At 61.8% G+C, this 233-nt stretch carries 1 pseudogene; it reads left to right on the top strand.

Annotated elements, in window-relative coordinates:
* Positions 1 to 233, top strand: a pseudogene (locus P0D68_RS35615) (threonine ammonia-lyase, biosynthetic); the annotation flags it as partial.

Here is a 233-nt window from a genome sequence, read left to right as displayed (position 1 = left end):
TTCGACGAACTCTCCAAGCAGCACATCCGCTACATGGTGGGCGGCCGCTCGCCTCTGGCGCACGACGAACGTCTGTTCCGCTTCGAGTTTCCCGAGCGTCCGGGCGCGCTGATGAAATTCCTTTCGTCGATGGCGCCGAACTGGAATATCAGCCTGTTCCACTACCGCAACCAGGGCGCGGACTACAGCTCGATTCTGGTCGGCATCCAGGTGCCGGTGAGCGAGAACGAGGC

Origin of the sequence: Paraburkholderia sp. RL17-380-BIE-A (assembly GCF_046028085.1) — a bacterium.
In the GTDB taxonomy this organism is placed as follows: Bacteria; Pseudomonadota; Gammaproteobacteria; order Burkholderiales; family Burkholderiaceae; genus Paraburkholderia.
Note: the sequence above shows the minus strand (reverse complement) of the source record. Positions and strands in the feature narration are given on the sequence as shown.